This window comes from Arthrobacter sp. 2MCAF14, assembly GCF_052115645.1.
GTDB lineage: Bacteria > Actinomycetota > Actinomycetes > Actinomycetales > Micrococcaceae > Arthrobacter.
On sequence record NZ_JBFRHB010000012.1, the window covers coordinates 1 to 20,849 of the forward strand.

Annotated in this window: 19 protein-coding genes; 5 read left to right on the plus strand and 14 right to left on the minus strand. The window is 63.0% G+C overall.

The window, feature by feature from the left end; all coding sequences use genetic code 11:
• Together AB4074_RS10190 and AB4074_RS10195 are read right to left on the minus strand one after the other, a co-directional pair.
• Positions 1-314: IS110 family transposase (locus tag AB4074_RS10190; RefSeq protein ID WP_441413375.1), on the minus strand; the 314-nt coding region annotated here is incomplete at its 3' end.
• Between the two features lie 377 nt (positions 315-691).
• Positions 692-1,018 (minus strand): hypothetical protein, encoded by a 327-nt coding sequence (locus AB4074_RS10195; RefSeq protein ID WP_441413286.1) that lies wholly within the window; start codon positions 1,016-1,018, stop codon positions 692-694.
• A 122-nt stretch (positions 1,019-1,140) separates the two neighbouring features.
• Here AB4074_RS10195 and mobF point away from each other — a divergent pair, with 122 nt between their 5' ends.
• The 3 genes from mobF to AB4074_RS10210 all read left to right on the plus strand — a co-directional run bounded on the left by mobF (position 1,141) and on the right by AB4074_RS10210 (position 5,682).
• On the plus strand, positions 1,141-4,692 hold the full coding sequence (gene mobF / locus AB4074_RS10200; RefSeq protein ID WP_441413287.1) for a MobF family relaxase: 3,552 nt from the start codon (positions 1,141-1,143) through the stop codon (positions 4,690-4,692).
• A 20-nt stretch (positions 4,693-4,712) separates the two neighbouring features.
• A complete protein-coding gene (locus AB4074_RS10205; RefSeq protein WP_441413288.1) occupies positions 4,713-5,285 on the plus strand; it encodes a hypothetical protein in 573 nt (190 codons plus the stop codon).
• Between the two features lie 211 nt (positions 5,286-5,496).
• The gene (locus tag AB4074_RS10210; RefSeq protein WP_441413289.1) at positions 5,497-5,682 is read left to right on the plus strand and encodes a three-helix bundle dimerization domain-containing protein; all 186 of its coding nucleotides are present in this window, start codon (positions 5,497-5,499) and stop codon (positions 5,680-5,682) included.
• Between the two features lie 563 nt (positions 5,683-6,245).
• On the opposite strand, the gene AB4074_RS10215 is transcribed toward AB4074_RS10210, so the two are convergent.
• Positions 6,246-7,277, minus strand: coding sequence for a matrixin family metalloprotease (locus tag AB4074_RS10215; protein WP_441413290.1), 1,032 nt, complete (start codon positions 7,275-7,277; stop codon positions 6,246-6,248).
• A gap of 563 nt (positions 7,278-7,840) precedes the next feature.
• On the opposite strand from AB4074_RS10215, the gene AB4074_RS10220 reads away from it, so the two are divergent.
• On the plus strand, positions 7,841-8,779 hold the full coding sequence (locus AB4074_RS10220; protein WP_441413291.1) for a hypothetical protein: 939 nt from the start codon (positions 7,841-7,843) through the stop codon (positions 8,777-8,779).
• Positions 8,780-9,044: 265 nt separating this feature from the next.
• Here AB4074_RS10220 and AB4074_RS10225 read toward each other — a convergent pair whose 3' ends face one another.
• From AB4074_RS10225 to AB4074_RS10260, 8 genes are all read right to left on the minus strand, one after another.
• Positions 9,045-9,557: a single-stranded DNA-binding protein gene (locus AB4074_RS10225; RefSeq protein ID WP_441413292.1), complete on the minus strand. Its 513-nt coding sequence runs from the start codon at positions 9,555-9,557 to the stop codon at positions 9,045-9,047.
• Between the two features lie 50 nt (positions 9,558-9,607).
• On the minus strand, positions 9,608-10,675 hold the full coding sequence (locus tag AB4074_RS10230) for an ArdC-like ssDNA-binding domain-containing protein (RefSeq protein WP_441413293.1): 1,068 nt from the start codon (positions 10,673-10,675) through the stop codon (positions 9,608-9,610).
• Between the two features lie 175 nt (positions 10,676-10,850).
• Positions 10,851-11,360, minus strand: a complete 510-nt coding sequence (locus tag AB4074_RS10235; RefSeq protein WP_441413294.1) for a hypothetical protein — start codon at positions 11,358-11,360, stop codon at positions 10,851-10,853.
• On the minus strand, positions 11,347-13,164 hold the full coding sequence (locus AB4074_RS10240; protein WP_441413295.1) for a type IV secretory system conjugative DNA transfer family protein: 1,818 nt from the start codon (positions 13,162-13,164) through the stop codon (positions 11,347-11,349). The genes AB4074_RS10235 and AB4074_RS10240 overlap by 14 nt, the downstream gene beginning before the upstream one ends.
• Positions 13,164-14,426: an ATP-binding protein gene (locus AB4074_RS10245; RefSeq protein ID WP_441413296.1), complete on the minus strand. Its 1,263-nt coding sequence runs from the start codon at positions 14,424-14,426 to the stop codon at positions 13,164-13,166. The genes AB4074_RS10240 and AB4074_RS10245 overlap by 1 nt, the downstream gene beginning before the upstream one ends.
• Positions 14,427-14,620: 194 nt before the next feature.
• Positions 14,621-16,108, minus strand: a complete 1,488-nt coding sequence (locus AB4074_RS10250) for an SCO6880 family protein (RefSeq protein WP_441413297.1) — start codon at positions 16,106-16,108, stop codon at positions 14,621-14,623.
• 5 nt (positions 16,109-16,113) lie between these two features.
• Entirely contained in the window at positions 16,114-17,499 is a 1,386-nt protein-coding gene (locus AB4074_RS10255; protein ID WP_441413298.1) for a type IV secretion system protein, read from the minus strand.
• A gap of 12 nt (positions 17,500-17,511) precedes the next feature.
• Positions 17,512-17,799, minus strand: a complete 288-nt coding sequence (locus AB4074_RS10260) for a hypothetical protein (RefSeq protein WP_078108165.1) — start codon at positions 17,797-17,799, stop codon at positions 17,512-17,514.
• Positions 17,800-18,736: 937 nt separating this feature from the next.
• On the opposite strand from AB4074_RS10260, the gene AB4074_RS10265 reads away from it, so the two are divergent.
• Positions 18,737-18,913, plus strand: a complete 177-nt coding sequence (locus tag AB4074_RS10265; protein WP_441413299.1) for a DUF4236 domain-containing protein — start codon at positions 18,737-18,739, stop codon at positions 18,911-18,913.
• Positions 18,914-18,996: 83 nt separating this feature from the next.
• Here the strand turns inward: AB4074_RS10265 and AB4074_RS10270 are convergent, their stop codons facing one another.
• From AB4074_RS10270 to AB4074_RS10280, 3 genes are read right to left on the minus strand one after another with little or no spacing between them, the layout of a single operon-like run.
• Positions 18,997-19,623 carry a C40 family peptidase gene (locus tag AB4074_RS10270; RefSeq protein ID WP_441413300.1) on the minus strand — a complete coding sequence of 209 codons (627 nt, stop codon included), beginning with the start codon at positions 19,621-19,623 and terminating at the stop codon, positions 18,997-18,999.
• Positions 19,613-20,116 carry a hypothetical protein gene (locus tag AB4074_RS10275; protein WP_441413301.1) on the minus strand — a complete coding sequence of 168 codons (504 nt, stop codon included), beginning with the start codon at positions 20,114-20,116 and terminating at the stop codon, positions 19,613-19,615. Before AB4074_RS10275 ends, AB4074_RS10270 begins: the two co-directional genes overlap by 11 nt.
• A complete protein-coding gene (locus tag AB4074_RS10280; protein ID WP_441413302.1) occupies positions 20,116-20,841 on the minus strand; it encodes a hypothetical protein in 726 nt (241 codons plus the stop codon). Before AB4074_RS10280 ends, AB4074_RS10275 begins: the two co-directional genes overlap by 1 nt.
• Between the last annotated feature and the right edge of the window lie 8 nt (positions 20,842-20,849).

A 20,849-nucleotide genomic window follows, 5' to 3' on the forward strand; every position in this document is an offset into this window, starting at 1 on the left:
CACTCAGCGTCTTTGACGTCCGTTTTGCGGCCCGGGACGGCCTTCATGTGGGCAGCGTTGAGCAGCCAGCACTCCATCCGCTCTTCCAAGGCGTAGAACACAGGTTTCCAGTAGGTGCTGGTCGACTCCATTGCCGCCAGCGTCACGCCTTGCCCGACCAGCCAGTCCCTCATCAGCTCAAGGGAGCGGGTCATGGTCCGGAACGTGCGCGTCTCGCCGTGACGACCGCCGCCCGGCCCTGGGGTGCGCACGCACACGGTCACCGTTTTCTTTCCGATGTCCAGCCCGGCAACGCGCTCGAACATCACGTCCATCAGAATCACCCATCCTTTGAAGCGAGAATCGATATCGACGCCGCTTGGAGGATCCTCTGATCAGGACACAGACCCACGTGCTTTACCGCAACAATCCGGCACACCCACGGACCCCGCGTCATACACCTCTACGGGCTCCCCCGCACCAGTGTGCCTCGACGTCGCCAAGGGGCACCACAATTCTCACCCCACTGCACGCGGAAGGAACTTCCCCATCCGTTTACACCTCTGGCACCAAAGGCCCTCGCCGTGAGCACTGGCTCACGGCGAAGTCATGTTGTCGATCGGGTCCACCCTGATGAACGATCATGAGTGGGAAGAATTGCGAGGAATGTAAGGAGACCTTCGAGCCGTCGCGCACATCGCAGCGGTTCTGCTCAGCCCGGTGTGCCAACAGAAAGCGGGACCGTCGACGGCGGAACCGGACTGCCGGAGCGAGTCCAGCGCTGCCTTTCGCTGCGGCCCAGGACAGAGTCATCGAACCTGCAGCTCATCTTGGAAACCCGGGAGCCAGACTCATCGCCGATCTCGCCGTCAGCAAGCAGAACCAAAATTTCCTGCATGCCCACCTCCGCTCCCAATCCGCCGCCGTCGATCACCTCGAAGCCGAGAACGGTGAGCAACGGGCAACCATCAAAAGCCTCCAAACTGAGATCAGCCGCCTTAAGACCAGCCAGCGAGCCGACGCCCACGACTTGGTCCATCTCGCCAGCAGGCTACTAGCTCTCGCCCGGGCCACCGGCGCCGAACTCGACAACACCGTTATGGAACTGTTCCGCGGTCACGGCTGGATGAATACCGCCCGAAAGACAGGAGCCAAACAGCGATGACCATGTCCATCGCCCGACTCTCCGCACAGTCAGGCCTGAAATACCTCTTCAAGACCACAATGATGGACGACCTGACGACCACTCCCCCTGACGCGACCACGTACTACATGAAGGCCGGGACACCGCAAGGCCGTTGGCTCGGCTCTGGCCTGACCGGCATCAACCGCACAGCTGGGGATGCAGTTACCGAATCCGACGCAAAAGCCATCTTCGACAGTGCCATCCACCCGGACACGGGCGCTCCCCTGGGCCGTCCACACGGCCAGCCGACCGTGGTCGAAACCAAACAAGGACAAACCGAGGTGCGCCGCGCCGTCGCCGGCTTCGATCTAACATTCAGCGTCCCTAAATCTGTGTCCGTCCTATGGGCGCTGAGCCCGCGGAGCCTCCAGGACCAGATCCTTGAAACCCACCACGACGCCATCAACGCCACGCTTGACTGGTTGGAAAAGCTGGTCATCCACACCCGGGCCGGACGCAATGGGGTCGCCCACGTTGGCACACGCGGCGTCATCGCCGCGGCGTTCGACCACTGGGAATCACGCTCGGGAGACCCGCAACTGCACACCCACGTCGTCATCGCCAACCGGGTCCAAAGGATTACGGACGGCGCCTGGGTCACGGTCGATTCGCGGACGCTCTACAAGGCCGCCGTCGCCGCCAGCGAGCACTACAACGGTCTCCTCTTTGATGCCCTCAAACGGGACCTCGGCACCGATACAGATATCCGCAATCCCCTGGCAAACACCCGCAATCCGAGCGCTCAGCTCACGGGCATCGAAGACGTCTTGATCCGCGAATTCTCCAACCGCTCCCGCCTCATCGATCAGGAAACCGACCGCCTCGTCGCCGAATGGACCAAGAACCGCGGCACGAGACCAACCCCAACGCAAGCAGTCAAGCTCCGACAACAAGCGACCCTCTCCACGCGAACCGCGAAGCCGGAAACGATTGCCCCTCTGCATCAGCTCTCGGCTCATTGGCGCGAAAGGGCCTCGTCCAAGGGTTTCGACCCCCGCCGCGTGCTGGAATCCACCATCCGACGGTCGCAAACTTCTCCTTTCCGCTCGTCCGAATTCGCCGCCGACTGGGTGGAGGCTGTCGCTTCCCTGACTCGGGATCTGGTGGCAGCCAAGCGCGCGACGTGGAACCGCTGGAATCTGCTGGCCGAGGCGGAACGGGTCTGCGCCGCGATCCGCTGCCTGGCGCCGGGTGACCGCCACGCCCTGATCGACGCCATCGCCACCGCGGCTGAGGCCCGATCGGTCCCGCTGAACGAATACCGGTACAGCGTCGCCGCGGGGGCGCTGCCGGATCTTCGCCTTGGCGGACGGAGCGTTTTCGACTTCCATGGGTCGCGTCTTTTCACCGACGCGGGCACGCTCGCTTGCGAGGAGGCCGTTATGGCGGCAAGGAATGACGACGGCGGACCGGTTGTCCGCGCGTCTATCGCCACGGATGCACTCGCCGGCTACCGCCATCACGGCAAGTTCGGTTTGCACTCTGACCAGCGGGCCGCCGCCGCTGAGGTGCTGCTGAGTGGCAACCGGCTTGATGCCGTCGTCGGGCCTGCCGGGACCGGCAAGACCACCACGCTCGGCGCGATCAAGGCTGCGTGGGAGAAACAGTTCGGTGCCGGCAGCGTGACCGGGCTGGCACCTGCGGCCGCGAGCGCCGAGGTCCTTGGCCGGGAGCTGTCGATGGTCTCGGAGAATGTCGCGAAGTGGCTCTACGAGTCGGTCGGCCAGGGGGCTATACGTCGGGCAGAGCGCTTCTTTGACGTAGAGAGGCGCCTGAGCAGTGTCGTGGCTACAGGGACCGCGTTCGCACAGGAAGCGACTCGTTTGGCCGCCGAGCAGGACCGGTGGCGGTTCCATCTGCACCAGTTGGTCGTCGTCGACGAAGCCTCCATGGTCTCCACCGTTCAACTCGCCGCGCTCGTGCAACAGGCCCGGGACGCCAGGGCCAAGGTCCTTTTGGTGGGTGACCCGGCCCAGCTGGATGCCATCGACGCCGGCGGTGTTCTTGGCTGGCTGGACCGCGAGGGCAAAGCGGCGCGGCTGAGTACGATCTGGCGTTTCGAAAACGCGTGGGAGCGGGAGGCATCGCTGAAACTCCGTGCCGGAAACTTCGAAGCCATCGTCGACTACGACCGGCACCAGCGCATTCGGCACGGCACTTACCTCGACATGGTCGATCAGGCATACCTGGACTGGCAATCGGACAACCGGGCGGGTAAGTCGTCCATCCTGATTGCCGCGGACAACGACACAGTCAGCATGCTCAACGAACGCGCCCAAGCAGATCGCGTCATCCAAGGGCTTGTTGACGCCGAACACACGGTCCTCCTGAGCGACGGCCTCCGAGCAGGCCGCGGTGACACAGTCATTGCGCGCCGCAACGACCGCACTGTTGCGGACAGCAACGGTGACTTTATCCGCAATGGCGCGCTGCTCGACGTCGTACGCGTCGGGAGGCGCGATGGCTCCCTTGTGGCGGTTCGACGGGATACCGGCGCGACTGTTTCGCTGCGGCGCGATTACGTTGAGGCTTCCGTTGAGTTGGGATACGCGACGACGGCCCACCGCTCCCAGGGGATCACGGTCGACGCCGGCCATACCGTCGTGACTCAGGGCGGGCTGACGCGTGAGCTGCTGTACGTGAGCATGACTCGCGGCCGTGGAGGAAACTATGCGTATATCAGTGAGAACGACCCCGCGGATCACGAACCTCTGGATCCATCCCTTCAGGCATCGTGGCGGGAAATCCTAGGTGAAGTGTTGGAGGCCGAAGGTGCCGAACGGACCGCCCACGAAGTGCGAGAGGCCGAGCAACTGCGCGCCGATAGCCTGGAACGGCTCAGCGCCGAATACGACTACCTCGCGCAAATTGCTGCTGCCGAGGATCTGGAAGAGTTTCTCAAGACGCGCGCCCCTTCGAGGTTCGACGAGTTGCAGCGCGCCCCGTCCTGGGGTGCAACCGTGGCAGCGTGGCGCCGATCCTCGGGGATCAGTCGCGAGGGCGCCCAGCGGACAGTTGTCAAGGCTTTGGAAACGAGCGGGTCAGCCAGGGATCTGACTTCGATAATTCATTCCCGACTCCTCAATTTTGCGTCCACAATGCCCGTTAGTTACCCGCCCATCATTCCGCAGCGTGTTCACACTGGTCGGCCCGACCTCGCCGACATGATCAACCAGGTATCGGAACGGATCCGGCGCAGGGCTACCAAGGTCACGGCGACGGCCTTGATGCACGACACCGAGTGGAAGCGAAATCTCCTGCAGAACCTGTCGTCACAGGACGACATTCCTTCCGTGATTGGCAGGGTCGCCATCTATCGAGACAGGTGGGGCATCGATGACTCACCTGTCCCCCTCGGGCCTGTTCCCGGCGAGTATGAGTGGGAACGGGCATCGCAATACGAAACCATCCAACGCCTCATTAGCCGGACAGTGTCACAGGCCGTCTGGCGTCAGCAGGCTGGCATTTGGGGAGCAGACTCCGTCTACCGCGAGGCGGACCTTATGAATGTCGGTTGGCAGCTCTAAACTAAGCAAGAAGGCATCCCATGGTCTCAAACCCAGTCATCAAGCCGAAGGTTGCGACGCCCGCTCTGATTCTTGCCAGCGCCGCGGTTGCGCTTTGCGCGGCGTACTTTCTTGGAAACCTGGCTCACAGCTGGTCCCTAGATACGGCGCATATGCTCGGCTCGGCGGCTGAAGTCAGCTCCGCCGCCATCGTCGGCGCGGTCTGGCTGGTACGGTTTCGTCGCCGTCGCGCTTGGCTTGTGGAAGCCAATGCAAAGTGGCGTCACTTCGAAGATGCGCGGCGGACACACGGCACGACCACAGAAATCACGGTGCTTAGCGTCGACGCCCTCGATCCAACCGGTTCGTGGATCACTATCAATTGGAACCGCTTCGGTCACGTTCAGCCTGCATGGCTGGAGGCCCTGGCCGAACCCATCTGGGCAGGGTCGGTTCTGTTGATATCACCGGATCCGACCCAGGCAAGGCCTGGTGCGCCATGGCCGGCCGCGTACTTCATACAGGCTTCGAATTGCCATGCCTGGGCTCCAAGCAAGGAAGGCATGTCCGGACAGGGCCGTGAACCTCGCGCCAAGTCGATGAGCATCAAGTAGTTGGCTCCTCTCTTGCCCCGGCTGGGCCGAGCGCGTGAAGTACGTCCGGGCGGGGATACCATCTCCGCTTCGCGCCCCAGGAATTTCGCGACCGATTTTCTCCGCGCTGCTAGGTTCGTCAACCCACTCGACCGCCCTAGTCATTTTGTTGGCCCCCCACGATCGGATTGGACGCTTAGCCCTATGACGAGGGAAGACGAAGCACGGGCCTTTGTGGCTGAACAAGGTGGCCGAGCGGTTCCCCACTATTCCCCGCGCGGACATCGAAACAATCGTCGCCGAAGAACACTCGAACCTGAACAGCGGCCCGATCCGGGACTACGTACCACTCTTGGTTGAGCACGCAGCCAAGAGTCGCCTCAAACAACCCAACGAAATCCAATTCTCCGACGGTTAGCCGTCCGTATTTGTCGGGAACCAGCCAACCGACGTTAACGGTAGGTCCCGGAGTGCTCATGCCGTTCTTGAAGACATTTTCGGCACTCGTCCGGTCCGCTCGTCAGCTTGTCCGGAGTTCGGAGAAGTGGGACGCGCTGTCGGAGCCTTTCCTGCTGGGATGGCGGGCCGCGGCGCGCAACCTTCTCGCGGACAGCTTGGAGTCCGCGGGCATCAAGGTGTCTGCCCCAGCATCCATGGGGTGTTGCCACCCTTGAATAGGACGGGCTGCGCCGCGAGCCCCTCCTGTGTTCAGTCGACCAAGAGCTCCCGGATGTTTTGGAAGAAGCCGCCGTCGACGTCGGGCTGCGCCTTCGAACTTTCGATGGGGTCATGGCCGCCTACGGGATTGTCTCGTGCAGCTGCTTCGCTCTTAGTTCAGACGACGGGAGTTACCGTTTCGGGGCACTGCTGTCCGTCATCGTCTTTGACTAGCTCGACGGGCCAAAGGTCCCCCGCGGCGCCGCTTCACGGACGGTGTTCTCAGGTTCCCATTTATGTGTGCGGCTGTCCCTGCCCGCTTCCCTACAAGGTGGGCTGGCACTTTCCCTGGCCGAGGAGGGAGAGTCCGGTGAGGTCCCCGGCACCAAAGGTCACCACGCCTGGAATCTCGGAGGGATTCATGATCTGGCTCGGGTCATTGACATGGTCTAGGCCCACCACGTGACCGAGCTCGTGCTCGATCACCGCCCTAACCTGTTCCGTTCCGAGTTCCGCGGACATTCTTTGAAGGGCCGGGCCGTTCAGTTCCACCTGCCCGCTGACGTAGGTGAAGCCGGTATTTCCGAAGTTGACAGCTTCGCTGCCTCCCAGACCCGTGACGGTTTCCCCTTGTGCAGGATTCGTGAATTTCGGTTGTTCAGCGTGGGTCTCCCAGGCGATGAGCACAGGAGCCCAGCGGTCTCCGTATCGATCCTTCTGATATGACCGATGGTCCACGGATGGCGCCTCAGTGGTGTCGCCGTCGTTGACGAAGGTCAGTCCAGTCGCATGGGAGATCGCAGCGATAGCTTCTTGGATGAGCTCGGGGCCGACGGCCAACGAGTTGTCGGGCCGGGTGACGTAATGGATCGCCCGGCACGGATCATAGGTAACCGGGCTGCCGTCCTCACGCTTCTGCAGGAAGGCGTAAGACTTGCTGGTCACGGTCAGCGGTGCGGGCTGCCCAAGCGGGCCCGGGTTCTCCCCGATACCCGCTGGTGGATGATCCCTTACCTGGAGTGCCGCCGCGCCGGCTGCAGCGCCACCCGGATTGGCAATGCCGGTTAGTCCACCAAGCCCGTTCAGTCCGGGCACAAAGGGGCCCACGAAATAGAGCCCTGCCAGAAGCACGACGATCCCGGTGACGATCGAAACAGCCTTGGCAACCCGCCGCAGTTTTTTGGGTCGCGGGGTGGGAGCAGCCGCTTCACGCCAGGCAGTCGGGCTCGGCGTATGCTCCCCCAGCATTTCTTCAAGCTTCCACAGCGGAATACGCTCAGGCACCTTCCGTGGCTCACGTGCTGAACCGCCGATGACCCGTCTGTGGTTGTCTTCGCCGTCACTCGAATCCCCCATCGTCAGAGTGTATCTCTCAGGTAAGCGGGCATTGGGCCGACCGCAGTCGGCTTCTGTAAAAGTGTGTCCATGTTGGTGTTAGGCGGCACCTCGGCAGGGTAGTGCTGTTAGTCGAGGTCGGCGTATCGGCCTCAGGGGCCGTGCGTGGGGGCGCGCGTCGCGGGTGTTCGCGTCGCGATCGTGCGGTAGGTTGCCGTATGACTCATACGCGGCGCGGGGAATACGAATGAAGTACATCTGTGGACACAACTCATCTCGGGCCCCAGGCGATGTTCCTGCCGACGTGCCCGCATGAAGTCGGGCACTCTCCGGGAGGCGCTGATGGCAGCGGCCGCGGCTGACCGCTGGCTGAGCGCATCCGACTTAGTCGCCGTCGCACGGAGCACTGGTGTTCTTTCGGATCATCGACGGGCTAGGGAGCTCACCCTCGAAGCGATCAAAGAACTGGTTTCCGAAGGATTATTGGTTCCGGGAGCATTCGGAACCGGCCGGTATTTGCCCTGGACTCTGACCGGCAAGGATGCGCCACGCAAGGTGTCGAGAGCGAGTGGAACACGAGCGCTATGTCCCGCACATGGTTCGCGGCAAAGGCCAACCTGACCTTGTCCGAGCTCGGCAATCTTCCACAGAGATCCCCTCGCCACTCTGCACGCGAAACCATCGCAGCTCCGTCGGCGGCCACGGGCAGCGAGGCGACGGGACCATGGGTCCAGGTCACCAGGGAAACCCGCATAGCGGCCACCATACCGCCAGACTCCGTACCGCCAATGTGGAAGGGCAGCTGGCTTCGCAGGAGGGTCTGGCTCAAACGCGCCGCTGCTGTCATCGCCATCGCATCGGTCTCAGGCTGGCTCGGATGGGCCGTCATCGCGGGGATCAACCACGCACTCGCCACCCACACCAAGACCGATGGGACGGTCACGGCACACACTGTTACCTCGGCACGCCGCGATTCCTCGTGCCAACTGGACGTGGACTACACCATCAAGGGCCGCCAACTGCACAGCGTCGCCAACGTCAACGCGAACTGCAACACTCTGCCCGCGCCGGGGTTCCGGACAACTATCGACGTCAACACAGCCGATCCCAACGACGTTTGGATCGACGGCGCCAACGACGCAAACCATCCCGACCCCCTGGCCATGGGCATATTTCTGCTCATCCTCCCGACCGCAATCGCCCTCGCACTCATGAACGAGCTACGAGACTACGGCGGAATCCGGAAACTGCTCGCCTCCGGAAAGCATTGGCGGCAGGTCGAGGTCACCGTCGCCCGGAAGACCGCCGGCCGGAACGGCGTCACGATCCGCCTCGAAGCGAAGGACCCCGCAGGAAACCGGCGCTCGTTCTATATCTTCTATCGGCTCGTAAGCCCGATCGGCCCCGCAAGTAAAGGCGACAAAGTCAGCCTTAAGCTAATCGCTGACGGCAAACGGCGGGCACTCATCCAGCGGCCCGACAACGGCCGAATATGCGTGGCACGCATCAGCAGAGCCAGTTAGCCACACGGATAAATGCATCGCGTTGCAGCGTGCAATTGACGACCCCCACCCGTGTTAGACGATCTATCACTGCCTACGACTGGTCAAAGACCCGGTCGTTTCGCCACCCTGCTGCCCGAGCTCAACCGTCCAACAGCCCCGACCCCGCTTCGTTGCCGTGCCGTCGGCGGACCGTGCAATTCTGCGACAAGGATCGAGAGAAAGAATCCGATGCGCCAACATGGGGCACATCGGATCTTATCCACAACAGACGCCGTACGGCGGCCTAGTAACTCATCTCACTCCCCTGCGCTGCCCCGAAAGGGGGCACCACCACTGGGCTCTTCGTAGCAATGTTGTACACAGGTGAGGCGGCCTCCGCTGAAGCCGACGCTTGCAGGTCTGCCCCAATGCCAGCATCGGGCCCAGAAACGGCTGTGTGCACCGATCGCTGATAGGCGGCGGTACCGAAGCGCAGATCCGGCCCGATCGTGTCGGCCACGATGCGGCGGGCTTCTCGTTTCTCACCGTCTTTCTCGTAGGAACGGAATTCGAGCTCTCCTGCCACAGTCACCGGATCGCCTTTTTTCAGCGAGTTCGCGGCGTTTACTGCGAGCGCGCGGAAGGCGGAGACGTTGTGGAAGACGGGTTCACCGTCCTGCCAGGTTCCGTCGGCTCCTTGGATTCGCTGGTTGACGGCGACGCGGAGCTTGGCGTGGGCCACTCCGGACTCGCCGTAGGTGAGCTCAGGGTTGGCGACGAGGTTGCCGGCGATGCTGATCGGGATTTTGGTGCTCATTGTTTTTCCTTTCCGGTCCCAGCGGGACTCTCCCACCGGACAGATTAGAGTCAGATTCCAGGGCCCGCGATTGTGGGTCCGTCCACCAACGCGGCAGGCTGTCCCAGGCCGATGTAGGACACAACCGGGTTGAGCCGTGGGTCGGCATCGGCGGCGAGTACCTTGCCCCCGAAGCCAGGTGGATGAGTGACTTCGAGGATCCCCTTCGATGCTGCTGTGACTCGTCCGAGCACGGACTTCGCAATATCCACTCGGGAGACAGGGAGTTTGCTGTCCGCGCCCCGCGCCGGGGCCCCGTTCTCTGTCTCGATGACGGCGTCTGCCCATCCGGCAAAGTAGGAAGCCGATTGTGGTCCGCGGTCGATCCCATGGGCCCGCAGCACCGTGTAAGCAACAGATTCGGCTTCGACTTCGGCAAGCCCTCGGTGGTCTGCACTGCTGCCGTAAAGCCGCCCGACGTCGTCGTCCGGGCCGTGCAGCAGTACGTGCCCGAGCTCGTGGGCGAGCACGGCGGTGCGCTCCTCAGCGCTCAGCCACGCTCCCACCTGGACGCGGCGTTTCGAGAAATCCGTGTATCCACTGGTGAGTCCGTACTGGGTGCTGTCGATGTGGACTTCGAAGCCATGCTTGTGTGCGACCTCCGCCAGTGAGTCAAAGAGCTCCGAAGCGTCGATGCCGGACTGAGCCACGTCCCGCGGCACCAGCAGCGGAGTCCCTTGAGTCTGCGAGACATCAAAGACGGCTTGCCCACGCCAACCGGTGATGACCGTCTTCTTTCCGTCCTCGACGGCGCCACGAGGTAGCTTCTCCCCTACCCGGATCCGCTGCCGGGTCCCGTCGGGCAGCGTGAATTCCTGCATGCGTGCCGTACGCGGAGCAATCACCCACAGGGCGTGCTCACCCTTAAGCACCGCGCGGCCGTGGCGTTCCCATTCCCTGTACCCCGCCACGAGAGTGGGTTCCTCGGTGCCGCGCTGTGCCATCTGCATCATGAGCAGGGCCACGTTCCCACCGGAGTAACGCCAGAGCGTGGCGGAAGCGTCCAGCAGCACCTGCCATTGCGACGGCGATTCGACGGCCTGTTCCAGGATCATGTGGAGGCCGTCGGTGAGTGCCACGATGCGTTCTTCCGGTGTCAGCCGCGACGTAGCGGGCCCGGTCGAACCGGCGTCTGGCCGCTTTGAACGGGGAGCGCCTTCACCTCTGGAAGCCACAACGGCCACCTCCATGCCTCTTGGAATCCACAAACGCGGATATCTGTTCATGTCCCCCTGGCGGGCAGACGACATGACTTCAGAACTCGACCCCCGGCTGATGGTGAGCTGTCTGCCATTCCATGAATCCGGGATCATCCGCCGGGAGGACTCTTGGGGTGGGTTCTTTGTGCGACTGCAGGCCGACGCACCCGGCCGTCCGGGTGTGGTTCCGGAGGCGTTCGACGGCGTGTGGGAGCCGCTCGTGAAACGCGAGAGGGCCGAAGCCGGCGTCGTCGGCGGTGTAGGACGCCTGTTCTGCCCGCTGCAGGGCGTAGAGCTCGGCGACGATCTCGGAGTGGTGCCACCAGCAGTCCGGCACAACCGACGTCGTCAGCTGATAGGTGGCGACCATCCACCTCACCCAGGCTGCGAGCGCAGCCCAGACGCTTTCGGCCTGCTGCGGGCTCATGTCCCGCCACCGGTGGGTCGTCCCGGGGGATCCGCCCGTGGCGCGGAAAGCTGAGCGGAACAGCTCGGCTGTCAGCTCGTCGTCGTCCGATCCCGCTGAGGGGATATCGAAGTATTCGACGTCGTCATAGTTCCCCATCGCTGGTCCCTTCGGCTGTCAGTTGGCGTTGTCTGTGGCCTTCGGTCAGGGCGCGTTCGGTCTCTGCCTTGGAGCGTCCGAGTTCGGCCGCGTCCTTGCGTTTGTGCCATTCGCGCAGGTCCAACAGGATCGGTCTGGTTCGCCGGCCGAGCATGAGGGCCGTGCCGACCGGCAAACGGCGGATCTCATCCAGGGCGATGACTGGGCTCTCGCGGATCTGCTCTCCGTCCTGGCGGCCTTGCGAGGACCACGAACGGGTGGTCAGCGTGAGACTCCGCTCCCCCAGCAGTCCCGCGAGCGAGCGGAGGTCGCGTTCGTCGGAGCCGCCCCCGAAGATCACCTTGATGATGGCCGAGTCCCAGATCGTCGCTGCCTCGTCGATGGACCACCCTGTCCGGGCCTGGGACAGCGACTGCAACACCACAAGTGTCGAGATGCCGATTCCGCCTCCGTCCGAAAGGGCAATGGACAAACCCGGCCACGGGGCAAGGTTGGCGATTTCGTCGAGAATCAGAGAAAGTGGCGGGTCGAGCCGGCCGCCTGGCGAGACGAACGCCATTTCCCGGGCGGCATAGTCGATGTCATCAATCAAGGCGGAAAGATAGGGTCCTGCAGCGGCGGCCCCTGCCCTTGTGCCGATCAAATACAGCGTGCCGCGATCACGGATGAATTGTTTAGGGTCGAACTCTTCCGATTCGTCGTGCGGATCCAGTGCGGCCATGACCTTCGGCGAGGACAGCGGCGCGACAGCTGCCGACACGCCGATCCAGGAGTTCGAGGTGTTCCTCGGGTCGTCTTCGAGGATTCCCATCAGGTCGGCCTGCCACCCCAGCGCCGCCCCGGGGCCGCTGAGAACCTCCAGAGCCTCCCGCGCGAGCACCGGGCTTGAGGACCAACGCCGAAATGCACGGACACCTTCGCCGCTCAATGCCGCCGCGTGGAGAAGGCACTGCAGGACGATCAGCGAGCGCTTCTGCCACGCCGCGTTCTCACCCTTCATCTCCGTATCAGCCGTGACGACCAAGGCCCGGCGCGTGGCAATATCCGGATCCCCGCAACCACGGACCGGAGACCAGCGCAACGTCGAAGCCAGCCCCGACATCCCCTGCGGATCGAACACGGTCACAGGCCTGTCCCCCGAGGCGCGGGCTTTCATCGTCACCACGAGATTGTCCGCCCGGGTGGACGTCGTCACCACGGCGCCGGGCGCGTCCAGAATGGCATTGATCACCACGTAGAGTCCCTTACCGGAACGCGGCGCCCCCTGGATCACCATCGATTCTTCAGTGGAGACGTGGATCGTGACACCGCGTGAACGGCCGAGCGTCCAGGAAAGGTCCTGAATACTCGGGTTGCTCAGCCCGGGACGGGTGAACTTCCCCCGCCGACGGACAGCTCTGGCCCCGAAGTCGTGCAGAATCTCGGAGCGGCGCGCGATGCCATCCCGGTTCAAGATCTCCTGCCGCAGCCAAGCCCCCGACTGCTTCCATCTTCGCCAGGCCCAGATCCCGCTCACCGCGAGCGCAGCAACCAGAACCAGTACCGGGCCGACCATCCACCAGACATCGCCCGTGTCGATGTCGCAGTCGGGAGTTCGGCGCACGATCCAATCGATCCGGCCAGTGAAGAGTCCGACGGCGGCCGCCGGGTTGAGCGGTGACGGCGGCGTGGTGCCGCAGCGCCAAGTGACGACAAGTCGGGCGGCTCCCTGGACCAGAAAGGAAAATCCGACAAGGCCGGAGAGCGTGACGAGTCCGGCGGTGATGAGGGGGCTGGTGTTTCCTGCGCGCGGGTGAGTGAACATCAGATCATCCGGTCGTCTGTGCCGAAGACTTCTAGCTCATCGGTGGTGACACGGTTGGCAACGATGAAGGAGCGGTTTCCGACTTTCCAGAGTCCGACGCCCTTGGGAAGGTTCTCGACGTGTTCGCATTCGGCTTCGGTCAGGCCGAGGGCTTCCTTGGTCAGGCGCATGGCGTCGTGCTTTTGTCGGTAGATGATCCGTGTGTCGGCCTCGGTGAGGAGTCCAAGGGCTTTTTGGCGGTGTCCGCTGGTGCTGTCGCCGATCTCGTTGAGGTCGGCGACCTTGTGCATGATGAGCAGGTTCGCGATCCCGTAGGTGCGGGCCAGTCGCCACTGCTCGCTCATTTTGGCCAGCATGTAGGGATCGGCGAGCATCCGCCAACCTTCGTCGTAGACTACTAGCCGCTTGCCGCCGTCGGGATTGGTGACCGCCGCCTCCAGCCAGGTCGCCCCGCACGCTGCGGCAAGTGACAGCGCCTGCTCCGAGGCACCGATCAGGGCAGAAGTGTCCATGACCATCATGGGCGCATCGGCATCGAATGCGACGGTGGAAGGGGCGTCGAACATTCCTTCCAGATCGCCGGAAACAGTGCGCCGCAGCGAATGGCTGACAGCGGTCCCCCCGTCCCTGCCGACGAGACCGAGCGTTTCCTTCGACGGGTTCAAAAGGTGGTCCAGGACCATGGGCAGCGTCGGATTCGAGTTCTGGGCCACAGTCTCCATCAGCGCCATATCCAGCGCCGTGTGCTCCACAGGACGGAGCGGCATCCCCTGCCGCATGAGCGACACCAAAGCCACCAACAGATATCGACGGCGTTGGCGGACCACGGCCTGCCACTGCGCCTCACTCAGCGCGCTGGAACGCGGGCCCGCGTCCAGGGGGTTCACCCGGGCAGTCCGCCCGGGGCCGACAGAAATGACTTTGCCGCCAACAGCGTTGGCCACGGCAACCCATTCGCCCTTGGGGTCAGAGGCTACAGCGGCCTTCCGCCCCAGCGTGATCGACCGGGCCACCAACGACTTGCCGCACATGGACTTGCCCGTACCCACTGTCCCGATGACCACGATCGACGGACCGCTTATAACGCCCTTGTCATAGAGAATCCACGGGTCGTAGGAAAAAGCCCCGGACCCGAAGACGTCCGTGCCGATGTACGTTCCTTCATGGCCCAGCCCCGATTCGGTGATGAACGGATAGGCCGCCGCGAAAGTCAGCGTGGAAGCGCGGTGTGGTGACGGACGCAGCCGATGCGGGCCCCGCAAAGAATTTGGTTCCCGGCTCCCCCAGTCCCCACTGTGTTCGTTACCGTGCAGCCGTCCGTCGAGCCTCTCTCCGAAGCTCCGCAGAGCCGACAACCACGGTCCGCTCTCCCCCGCTACATTGTGCCGACGTCGTTCCTTCCTCTACCGGCGGTTTCCACCCGACGGCAGGTATTGAACAACTTGCCTGGTCGCCTTCATCGGAGCCCCCTCCCGAACGGCAGGGCACCGGCCACGAAGGCCGCCCATTGCTGCCCGGCCAGCAACCGCAATTCAACGAAGGCCCCTGCAGCCGCCGATTCAAGCTCCTGTCTGTGTCTCGCCAGATCTTCGAGAGTGGCTGCAGTGATCGTGACGTACGCCGCGGGCCGCACATCACCGTGGCCTGCGACGATCTCTTCCTCCCGCTGGGCCACCTCCTCTTCTTCCGCCTTTTGCTCACGCGTGAGGGGCCTGTCGAACCTTGTGTTGATTCGACGCCGGGTTTCATGGGCTTCCTGGGCCGAGCGGATATCCCGCAGCGCCTCAGTTGTGGGCACTGCCCGGATCACTTCAGTCACGGTATGGCGGAAATCTCCCACGTAAATCAATGGATGAAGGAATCCCGGAAAGACCTTCTGCCGCGGCCATTCAGCGATCCAGAACGTTTGATGAAAACCGGAGTCGGTGCGCACATAGTTCCAGTGCTCCTCGACGGCCATGGGGCCTGAAGGCAGTTTGGACGCCGTATCGCTGTGGCTCTTGGGTTCGGTGGCTGGTGCCGGCGGGCGAACGGCGACTGCGGCCGGGTCGAAGGCGCCGAGTAGGACGTCAAGGATCCCGTCCTCGGGGAGCCACTCCTCGACCTTGACGTTGTGCGTTCCCAGTGCGGTGGTCATGGCCTCCACCTCCAGCCGAAGTACTCGTTCGACGCCGACCGGTCCCCCGCCGGACTCCTTGATCCGCCGTCGGGCCTTGGCCGTGTCCACGACAAGAGTCAGAAGCAGGTCGTGGCTCATCGTCGACCCAGCTGCAGAAATCAGATCCTCATACGAACGCTCGCCCCAGCTCAGTTCTCCCGTGTCTCCAATTCGATGCGGTACGGCGTGTTCGTAGAAGTCACGCAGCGCCTGCGACGGATACGGAACCGTATAGTCCTGGACGGCAATTCTCGCGACGGTGCTGCGCTGGGCCATACCTGCCTGAACACGGGACCAGGCCTGCACTGCCCAGGCCTTGTCGTCAGTGTCCAAGAGCGCAAAAGACCTTGTGCTGCACCGCAGTACCGCGATGGCCTCCTTGCCCCGGGCGTCCACGATAAAAGACTCCCCCCGCGAGGTCCGACGCAGCTCGAGGTTTCCCAATCCGCCCGGAAGTGCCAAGCGCCCCGCTAGGACAGCCCGCTCGGGCCGGACGAGAAAACGGGTCTGACTGACTAACGATCGGTGGAAGAACAGGACAGCATGGGCCGCCCATACCGGGTATGGAATCCGTGAGTACTGCAGCAATCCGAGCAGCATCAACCCGAGCCACATCGGTCCCGACGCAAATAGTCCAACCGGTCCGTTTGCCGCTGAGGCCACACTCGCCACAAGGACCCCGCACGCCAGGAGGAGCAACTGATACCACTTCAAGCCCATGAACAAGCCGCGACGTTCGTAACGAGGAAACTTGACGGCCTCGAGGGTCCGCGCATTCTCAGACACCGGATTCACCGTCCTTCGGGGGGCTGGACGATCGTTTGCGAGCGGACCGAGGGTGGCACCGGCGGTGCTATCGATGGCGAGGCTTCAGGAACGGCGGAGGAACGCGACGCTGAAGGCCTCAGTCGATCGTCAATGATGCCCTGAGTAGATCCGTGAGTCTGCGCCCCAGACGTCGCCGACGACGCGCTTGTGCGACGCGCCCGAGGCGAGGCTGGACTGGGAGCCGATGCGCCGACGTCGAGCATCAATGGGGTGTCCTTTCGGGCATCCGCTCGCGAGGTCGTCGTGCCGGTCGGCGTTCCTGGCAGCGGGACCCTAGGCGGCAACGCGGTCGTCGGAAATTGGGGGCGACTGGACGGGATCGGGCGAGTTATCGACGAGCGGGCAGCCATGCCAGCGAGGGTGAATCGGCCACCGGTGTGTCGGCTGATCTGCCTTGCCGTGAAGCTGGAGCTGCGCGAAAGGACGTGGCCGCCGCCGGCAGTTTGGGCGGCCGCCGCCAGCTCTCCACCGGCGAAACTTACAAGCCGTAAGGCCATCAGAGGAGCGCCGCACGCCAGCGTCATTCCGACGACGCCGGCAGCCAACCCAGCGAACGACTTCGACTCGGCGAAGAGCTTGATGGCAACCGCCAGAACGGTTGCGGCCAGAGGCTTGGCGAGGAGCAGCGCGACGACGATCTCGCACCACCGTCGTGCCCAGGATTTCGTCTTCTCCCACGGCATGAGCATGAGCGCGACCGGGGCGACGGCGGCAAGCACGATGAGCGCGAATGACCGGAAGATCATCGAACACATCAGAATGAAGGCCAATATCCAGACAACGATGACGGCCATCGCCGTCACGATCACTGCTCCGGCTGCACCGCTGCTCGAGCCGGGAGCCAACGACACGACGTTCCAGTCCCGTCCGGATCCCGCAGGTGCCCGCTCGAAGCCGAAGAGCCGCATGAACACCACGTAGGGATCCGTCCCCATAGAGTCGAAGATTGATTGCGACGCGGAGTCGCCAATATGGGTGAGCTCACGAACCAGGTAGATGGCACCGGCGATCATTGGAACCGCCGCCCCACCACCAACCACGGCCCTCACCAAACGGCGGGGCTGTTGGCTGATCAGACCCGACAGCAACTGAAGGATCATGGCCACGACGAGCGGCGTCATCATGACGACAACCCACCAATTCGTCAGCCCCTGCACGGCGATCCACTGCGAATCATCAACGTTCGAGACGCTGAAGGCTCCCGTGATGAACGACCAGATCCAGGACGCGATGTTCTGGAGAATATCCGCAAAAAGGGCCGTGACAGCTCCGAGGAAACCATCGTTCGCCTGAGAGACGAGCCCGCACCCAGGCGGCCACCACCCATCCAGGTCACACTGAACCGGCATAACAGATCGGACCTAGAATCCGAGCGGGAACGCCGACTGGGACCAAAGAATGTAGCCGTTGATCCCGCCCAAGATCGCAGCCACCGGACCAGTCCAGAGCAAGATCATGCCGCCCCCGGACGCCAGCCGCGACGACTGACTCAATTTGCCGGCCAAGAGCATTGCCGCGCCGACGATCGCCACGATCGCGATGACAATGAAGGCACCGACGAGGATGCCGCCGCCGATCTCCTTGAGCGAGGCAAGAAACGGGAAATTGGGATTCGGGGTGATACCAGGATCTACCGCTGCCAACAACATCGAGTGCTCCGTCCGTCGTCTTCCAGAGGAATGAGCTGTGTAGGCTCACGACTTCATGGAGACCGTGGGGTGGAACGACATGACGAGACGAGTTCGTTTTATGCATTCCAAATGCCACTTTTATCCTGTACTAATGAGTGGACTTATCAATCGCGAGCGGCCTACGCCCGGCTCTCACATAATTTGGGGAATAGTTTGAAAACGATCCGATCTCTTGGCCGTTCCACCCAGGTGGGCTTGGCCGTTTCACTGCTGCTGCTTATTTTGACGTTTACAACAGGCGCCCCCGCGGTATGGGTCCTGCTCCTTTTCCTTTTCCTCCTCGGCACGGCCTTGTACACAATGGTCACTGGACGGCGGTCCTGGGCCCACCTTCCGAGCCGCAAGATAGGCCTTGCGGCATTTGCGGGAAGCCTGGTCATCGGTTTCGTCGCTATGGGCGGAGCCGTCGCTGCCACCCCCATCGCGCCGGCTTCGCATGTGCAGCCTTCCATCTCAAGCCAGCCTTCTACCGCTCCAGCTTTAACTTCGGCAAATTCGAGCCCCTCGCCTTCAGGTACTTCCACGTCGACCCCGGCCGTTACCCCCAGCGCGTCGCCCACTCCGACACCGACGCCCTCCCCGACACAGGTCATCTCCACCGAGCCCACCACATCCGCAATTGTGCCCGTAGCGCCTGCAGTGCCCGCGGCACCCGTCGTTCCGGCAGCACCCGCAGCCCCAGCCGCACCGCCGGCCGCAGTACCCGCTGCCCCAGCAGCGCCGCCAGCTCCAGCTCCAGCAACAAACTTGGTTCAAGGGGTGATCCCTGGCGCTTTCTGCCCAAACGCCGACGTTGGAATGCAAGGAATTTCCGCCGCAGGCAATGTTTACACCTGCGGAGGCAAGGGCCCGGACAAGAATGGCCACTACCACTGGAACTCATAAGGAGAGCTCGATGGGCTTCATATTCCGCAAGAGGGTTCGGCTTGGAAAGCGGTCCTCACTCAATCTCTCAAAATCAGGCGGTTCGGTGTCTGAGAGGATCGGGGCAGTCACTGTGAATAGCCGAGGACGCATAACAGTGCGGCTGCTTCCAGGCCTAACTTTTCGTTTTGGCGGGAAACGGCGCTGACCTTCAGCCTTCTGGAGTTAGCCACAGGTCGCGGACGGGACTCCCAATGACTGATGAGTCTCAGCACAGCCACGCCGTTATGCCTATGGAACCAGATCAAAGTACGCAGTGCCCGAGTTCCAATCGACAGGATGCCGCAACGTCCCGACGGCTGGGTTAAGCGCGCTGTACATCATGCCATCACCGGCATAGATGCCGACGTGCCCCCAGTTGTTGGGACCCTGAGGGTTCTGCACCACCAAATCCCCCGGCTGCGGATTATCAGTTGGATGTCCCACGGTCCACTGATCTACACGCGGGAGGTTGATCCCCGCCTGCCTATAGATCCATTGAACGTAACCCGAACAGTCCCACGCTTTGAACGCCGTTCCACCCCACACGTATGCCCCGCCCAGCCCCTCTTGAGCAAAGTGCAGGATGTCCTTCCGGATCTGGCTCAAATTTGGCGTTACTCCCGCCGGCGCCGAACCGTTAGGAGAACTGTCGCAAGAAACCAGTGCAGCGCCACCGGCGAGCGCTTCGACGATTGCCGTTGCCTCAGGTTCCCACCGCGCGTACAGCTCAGGAAAGGCCGACACTTGAACAGCTTGGGCAGCCTGACCCTTATCGATGGATTGCCAAGTGGGGACATCAAGCAGCCCTGGCGGGCTGCCATGATTGGGACCGCTCGGTCCGCCGTAGAAGGCCCGAGCGTTGTAGTTAGGGTCCATTAGCTGCTCGATGGTCCCCCAACCAGCGGCTGGACGTTGCTGGGCGGGTGCCAAGGGAGTCGTGGTCGCTGCCGACTCCGTCATGCCGAACCAAGAGCGAAGCGGGAACGTTTGTGTTCGCCAGAACTCTTAGTCCGGATTCCTGGAGGGCCATCATGATCGCGATGATCTGGCCGTCCCTCGGCACTCCCATTTGCCTTCCGGCTGCGATGTAAATCCGGGCAACTGATACTTGTGCGTAAGTGAGAGTGGCCGGCGCCTGGCTGTGTGGCAGAATCTCAAGACCACTGGCTCCATCCGCTGGCGGCTGGCCATTGGCTATCGCACCAAACGAGCAAGCACCAGCAGCGGTCGCCGAGTTGGCGGCAAACACTGCCACACCAGCGCAAAACGCAAAGGCAAAGACCAGGGTCAGTGCCATAACCACAGCCGTCGATGCCCGCAGAATAGCGCGGCGCTTCGCCAAGCCAGCCAGAACCGTAATAACGGGCATCAGTAGACGATTCTGCTCGGCGTCGCGTAGAAGCCAACGACGACACAATGATCGATCGGCGCAGTACTGGCCGGTGGACAATTCACCATGACGCTCACGGGAGCCGCGTAGGCATTGCGGTCCGAGTTCGATTGATCCACAACGCTCAGAGTGGCTGTGCAGACGTGAAGGCCAACCCAGGGCGCCGGGTGGTCGCGCACCTTGGCCAGCTCGCCGTCGCACACAAGGGACTGGACCGTCGCCGAACGGCGCGCCCGCTCTCCCGCCAATGACGCATAGGTTCCCGCGTTGACGCCGGTCGCTTCGAATTCCTGTACAAACACCGTTAGGGGGTTGGACCCGTCCGGCAGAACGTCCCACCAGTCCCGGAGCCGGGAGTAGACCTCAGAGTACGACGCCGTTCTCGCGTCCCAGGTGTAAATCGCCGTCGCTGCCGCGGAAGCGAGCCTCCGATAGTCCGTTGTGCGTGGTTCGCCGATCCCGGGCGGAGTTTCCAACACGGAAGCCGACGTCGGCGATGCGATTGGCGAGAAGGTCGACGACGCCGCCGGGCCAGGGGTTGCCAGGCCCGCCGTCGACGGTGAAGCAGGCTCCGTTCGGGTCCCGCCCGCGGGAAGCGCAAGAATGACCATGGCCGCCACCACGCTCAGAATTGCCAGGACGACGATCCCCCAGGACCGCCGTTTCCCTGAGCCCAGCAGGACACGCCTCAGCACCAGCCCCATTTCTGCCT

Excerpts from the sequence above, each read along its gene's own strand:
- AB4074_RS10255 (WP_441413298.1), bottom strand. The coding sequence starts at position 17,499 with ATGCCGGTTCAGTGTGACCTGGATGGGTGGTGGCCGCCTGGGTGCGGG.
- AB4074_RS10280 (WP_441413302.1), bottom strand. The coding sequence starts at position 20,841 with ATGGGGCTGGTGCTGAGGCGTGTCCTGCTGGGCTCAGGGAAACGGCGG.
- AB4074_RS10215 (WP_441413290.1), bottom strand. The coding sequence starts at position 7,277 with ATGGGGGATTCGAGTGACGGCGAAGACAACCACAGACGGGTCATCGGC.
- AB4074_RS10195 (WP_441413286.1), bottom strand. The coding sequence starts at position 1,018 with ATGGACCAAGTCGTGGGCGTCGGCTCGCTGGCTGGTCTTAAGGCGGCT.
- AB4074_RS10265 (WP_441413299.1), top strand. The coding sequence starts at position 18,737 with ATGGGCTTCATATTCCGCAAGAGGGTTCGGCTTGGAAAGCGGTCCTCA.
- AB4074_RS10240 (WP_441413295.1), bottom strand. The coding sequence starts at position 13,164 with ATGTTCACTCACCCGCGCGCAGGAAACACCAGCCCCCTCATCACCGCC.
- AB4074_RS10225 (WP_441413292.1), bottom strand. The coding sequence starts at position 9,557 with ATGAGCACCAAAATCCCGATCAGCATCGCCGGCAACCTCGTCGCCAAC.
- AB4074_RS10270 (WP_441413300.1), bottom strand. The coding sequence starts at position 19,623 with ATGGACCCTAACTACAACGCTCGGGCCTTCTACGGCGGACCGAGCGGT.
- AB4074_RS10205 (WP_441413288.1), top strand. The coding sequence starts at position 4,713 with ATGGTCTCAAACCCAGTCATCAAGCCGAAGGTTGCGACGCCCGCTCTG.
- AB4074_RS10235 (WP_441413294.1), bottom strand. The coding sequence starts at position 11,360 with ATGGGGAACTATGACGACGTCGAATACTTCGATATCCCCTCAGCGGGA.
- mobF (WP_441413287.1), top strand. The coding sequence starts at position 1,141 with ATGACCATGTCCATCGCCCGACTCTCCGCACAGTCAGGCCTGAAATAC.
- AB4074_RS10260 (WP_078108165.1), bottom strand. The coding sequence starts at position 17,799 with ATGTTGTTGGCAGCGGTAGATCCTGGTATCACCCCGAATCCCAATTTC.
- AB4074_RS10275 (WP_441413301.1), bottom strand. The coding sequence starts at position 20,116 with ATGCCCGTTATTACGGTTCTGGCTGGCTTGGCGAAGCGCCGCGCTATT.
- AB4074_RS10220 (WP_441413291.1), top strand. The coding sequence starts at position 7,841 with ATGTCCCGCACATGGTTCGCGGCAAAGGCCAACCTGACCTTGTCCGAG.